This window comes from Microcystis sp. LSC13-02, from assembly GCA_002282935.1.
GTDB lineage: Bacteria > Cyanobacteriota > Cyanobacteriia > Cyanobacteriales > Microcystaceae > Microcystis.
Map to the genome: position 1 here is coordinate 1 of MTBT01000037.1, position 4,747 is coordinate 4,747.

The 4,747-nt window shown below is 43.5% G+C and carries 4 protein-coding genes; 2 read left to right on the forward strand and 2 right to left on the reverse strand.

The genetic code is table 11. The features are described 5' to 3' along the window. Window positions 1–348 precede the first annotated feature (348 nt). Complete coding sequence (locus BGL89_RS02395) at window positions 349–510, reverse strand: CAB/ELIP/HLIP family chlorophyll-binding protein (protein WP_487353236.1); 162 nt, start codon at window positions 508–510, stop codon at window positions 349–351. A gap of 258 nt (window positions 511–768) precedes the next feature. Here BGL89_RS02395 and BGL89_RS02400 point away from each other — a divergent pair, with 258 nt between their 5' ends. Further along, on the forward strand, window positions 769–2,331 hold the full coding sequence (locus BGL89_RS02400) for a B12-binding domain-containing radical SAM protein (protein ID WP_286824247.1): 1,563 nt from the start codon (window positions 769–771) through the stop codon (window positions 2,329–2,331). 569 nt (window positions 2,332–2,900) lie between these two features. Beyond that, a complete protein-coding gene (locus tag BGL89_RS02405) occupies window positions 2,901–3,974 on the forward strand; it encodes an AOC03_06830 family ribosome hibernation factor (protein ID WP_286824249.1) in 1,074 nt (357 codons plus the stop codon). A gap of 2 nt (window positions 3,975–3,976) precedes the next feature. Here the strand turns inward: BGL89_RS02405 and BGL89_RS02410 are convergent, their stop codons facing one another. Then, window positions 3,977–4,420 (reverse strand): molybdenum cofactor biosynthesis protein MoaE, encoded by a 444-nt coding sequence (locus BGL89_RS02410; protein ID WP_286824250.1) that lies wholly within the window; start codon window positions 4,418–4,420, stop codon window positions 3,977–3,979. Between the last annotated feature and the right edge of the window lie 327 nt (window positions 4,421–4,747).

Sequence of the window (4,747 nt, forward strand, 5' to 3'; positions counted from 1 at the left end):
ATCAGTATAGCACAATAAAAGTTAAGTTAACAAGCTATAGTTTAAAAAGCCGTCCTAAAAGGACGGGGCTTTAACCCAAAATTTCGGTAAGCGATTTTCCGGTACATCATCTACCGCCAGGATGCGATCGCTTAAAGGCATTTTTAATTTTAACTGGCAACAATACCAAATCCGTTTTTAATAGTGTGGTTAACTGCCAAGTTATGGATTGTTTCTCCCTGCTCCGACGATCCTCACTCCCCAATCCCCAGCCTGCCTGCAACTAAAATAGGGAAAGAGCTATGCTCCCCCCCTTTTTTTGATAATTTATTCAAGACGATTGTAGATGCACAGCAATCGAGGCTGAAATTACATTAAGCCTAATTGAGCAAGGATGCCTTTGTGGGTTAAGTATTCCGTAGCTACGCCAATAACGAAACCGAGCATGGCTAAACGACCATTCCAGTTTTCAGCGAAAGCGGTGAAGCCGAGTTTGTTTTCTTGCTTATCCATGGTGAATTGCCTTCCTATAATAAAATTGCGTTTGATTCAAGTGCTTGATATTAAATGTAACATAACTTCCCAAACTATGCAACATTTATTTACATAAATTTTATTAATGTTGACCATAAACTTTTATGGGGGCAGGGTCAAGGGTGGGCAATGGCGGCCGAAAATCAAGCCTGATCTTAGTTCTAGGGCTAAATAACGGTTTTCCCATCCCTGACCGAAAAAGATTACAATCAAGCGAAAGGTCAAGAATCGATCGCCATCGAGCGAGGAGTGAATATGCGCGCCTTACTGATTTATCCCGTTTTTCCGCCGACTTTCTGGTCTTATAACAAAATTCTGGAATTAGTCGATCGCAAAGTCTTACTTCCTCCCCTTGGTATGGTGACGGTGGCGGCAATTTTACCGCAGGAATGGGAATTTAAACTGGTCGATCGCAATATTCGGGCGGTGACAGAAGCAGAATGGGACTGGGCCGAAATAGTCATTCTTTCCAGCATGATTGTCCAACGTCAAGATTTAATCGAGCAAATTCACGAAGCCAAGCAACGGGGTAAACTGGTGGCCGTGGGTGGTCCCTATCCCACTTCTATCCCCCACGAAGTCGCCGAGGCCGATTTTCTGATTCTCGATGAGGGAGAAATCACCATCCCGATGTTTGTGGAAGCATTGGCAAAAGGAGAAACCAAAGGTGTTTTCCGCACCACAGAAAAACCCGATGTGACAATTACCCCGATCCCACGCTACGATCTGCTCGATTTTGAAGCTTATGATTCCATGTCGGTACAATTCTCGCGCGGATGTCCCTTCCAGTGCGAATTTTGCGATATTATCGTTCTCTACGGTCGTAAACCCCGCACCAAAACCCCTGCACAATTATTAAAAGAATTAGATTATCTCTACGAGTTAGGTTGGCGCCGGGGCGTGTTCATGGTGGATGATAATTTTATTGGCAACAAGCGCAACGTTAAATTACTCCTCAAAGAATTAAAGGTTTGGCAAGAAGAACACCAGTATCCTTTCCGGTTTAACACGGAAGCATCGGTGGATTTGGCCGCCGATCTCGAATTAATGGAAATGATGGTTGATTGTTACTTTGATGCGGTCTTTTTAGGTATTGAAACCCCCGACGAAGAAAGTTTACAATTAACCAAAAAATTCCAAAATACCCGTAGTTCGTTAACCGAGACGGTAGAAAAGATTATTAAAGCTGGATTGCGCCCTATGGCGGGATTTATCATCGGTTTTGATGGCGAGAAAAAAGGTGCGGCCGATCGCATTATTAATTTTGTCGAAGAAGCGGCCATTCCCACGGCTCTATTCGGAATGTTACAAGCTTTACCCAATACCGCCCTATGGACTCGCTTGGAAAAAGAAGGACGACTACGATTAACGGGGAAACAGGACATTAACCAAAGTACCCTAATGAATTTCGTTCCCACCCGGCCGATCGAAGATATTGCCACAGAATATATTGAAGCCTTCTGGAAATTGTACGATCCGGAGGTATTTCTCGATCGCACCTATCGCTGTTTCCTGAAATTAGGGGCACCTAAAGCTAAACCTGCCTTTAAACTGCCTCGCCGGGCTGATATCTATGCCCTAGCGGTAATTATCTGGCGACAGGGCTTTAAACGTTCCACTCGCTGGAAATTCTGGCAGAATTTATTCGGTATTTTGCGCCATAATCCCGCCAATGCCGAACACTATATCACTGTCTGCGCCCACAACGAGCATTTCCTGGAATACCGTCAGATTGTCCGGGATGAAATTATGGCACAATTAGCCGAATTTCAACGCCAAGAGGCATTAACAGCAGAAAAAACAGCCATAGCGGCCTAATTATTCCGAGGATGGGTAAATAAACCCATCCTTAATATTTTCTGTCCTGATGGTGGACGATCGATAAATCAATCAGTAGTCGTGCAAAATTAATTTCTTGGTTAGGATAGGCACTCATGCAAAAGGCAAGAGGCACTCATGCAAAAGGCAAAAGCTTTATCGAAATGTGTAATTAGGGTCTGCTGAATAAATCTAAAAACCTTGTTGGGTAAGACTTTTAGACTTTTTGTCAATCAAAAAGTACCAGGCATGGGAGTGATGACCACCTGAAAATCGGTAAAACCCATCCCCCATCCCCCATCCCCCAACCCCCAACCCCCAACCCCCAACCCCCACCGAAAAACTTTTTCAGCAGACCCTAATTAATTTTGCTTAAGTCCTTAATATTCCTATTTTCCGGTTAAAAATTCCCTCAATCTCTGCCAAAGCAATTCAGTATAAATTCTTAATTTTCTAGATATAATTACATTTTGTCCCTAAAATGTTAGCTGGAATACTGAATAAATCGAGAAAATCTGGATAAAGCCAGTATTTTTAGCGCCTTAACCCTATCAATCAAGCTAAAATCAATGATTACTCGTCAAGAACTTAAGAAACTACAATCCCTAACTCAAATACCCGCCCTTTCCATTCTCTTACCCACCCATCGCACCTCACCGGATAACAAACAAGACCCTATTCTCGTTAAAAATTTGGTCGATGAAGCAAAGCGCCGATTATCGGAAGAATTCTCTAAACGTGAAATCGAACCTTTGTTCGATCGCCTCGATAGTCTAGTGGCTGAAATAGATTATCCTTATACTCTAGATGGATTAGCTCTCTATATCGGTCCGGATATTGCCAAGCTTTATAACTTGCCTTTTTCTGTCCAGGCAAGAGTTGTCATCGATAAAACCTTTGCCACACGGGATTTAGTTTATGGATTACATCGAGAACAACCCTATTGGCTGTTACTATTAAGTCAGGGTTCTACTCGTTTAATCTCAGCTACAGGAGAAACTCTCGAAGAAATTTGCGATCAAAATTTTCCCTTAGAAATGACCGGACCGGGGGCTACCGCACCACTGCCCTTTGATGCCGATACCAGTTATCTAGATGATAGAATCCGGCGATTTTTCCAACAGGTAGATAAAGCTCTGGGTGAATACATTGATGATTCTTCCCCTTTGATTGTGGGTGGAGTGGTTCGTCAAATTTCCTTCTTTCAAGAAGTTTCACAGTACACATCAGCAATTGTTGACACTTTAACCGGCAATTTTGATAAAACCTCACTGCCAGAATTAATTCCGCAAGTATTGCCGATTATGCATTCAGTGCGTCAGACTCAAAAAACTGAAGCCCTGCAAGCTTTGGATGCGGCAGTCAGCGCTCAAAAAGTTATCTCTACCCTGGGAGAAGTGTGGCGTTTAGCGCAGGAAGGTCGAGGAAAATTGTTATTAGTGGAGAAAAATTACCATGTACCCGCGGTTTTAAGCGAAAAGGGTGATTTGATACTGGTGGAAAACGTCGGTGGTACGGAGGTAATCGATGATGCAGTGGATGAAATTATCGAAGCGGTATTGGCCAAGGGAGGACGTGTAGCTTTAGTCGATGAAGATTCCTTGAACGATTACCAAAAAATTGCCTTAATTTTGCGTTATTAGAGCTAAGGCGCTGTTTCACAAGCGCCAATACTAACCCATTGACTAGAACCATCAGACCAGTATTCTTTTTTCCAGATGGGGGCATTATGCTTGAGAGTATCAATAGCATAACGACAGGCTGCGAAAGCTTCCCCCCGATGGGGACAACCCACCGCTACTAGGACGCTAATTTCACCGATTTGTAGCTTACCGGTGCGATGGTGAATGACAACTCGATTGGTATCGGGCCAGGTTTGCCGAATTTGCCCGGCAATTTGCCGGAAAACCTCGATTGCCATGGGTTCGTAGGCCTGATAATCAAGATAAATAACCGGTTTACCGTCGGTTTGCTCCCGTACAGTGCCACTCATTAGTACAATAGCACCATTAGCCCCATCATCGGCTAATTGATATACTTCCTGCAAAGATAAGGGAGCAAAACTGATGCGAAAACTATCTTGAGTCATGGATGAGGCGATCGGGGAGTGGGGAGAAGGGTGTAGGGAGTGGGGTGTAGGGTGTGGGAATTAGGAATTATGAATTAGGAAGTGGGGGGAATAAATAAAATAATCTCCTGACTACTGCCTTCCTTAACAACATAGCTATCGCTTTTTTGGAGTCAAGAGATGTTTCTATTTTTTCATCGAAAAACTGGGTCTGAAACCCCGCCCTTTAGCGATAGCGGAGGGCGGCTTTATATGAATTAGTGAGAAACAATTAAACCGTTAGAACGACGAATTAACTGAATCTTGCTAACAGCTATCTGTCCCAATCGTGTCCAACTGGTATCGCTT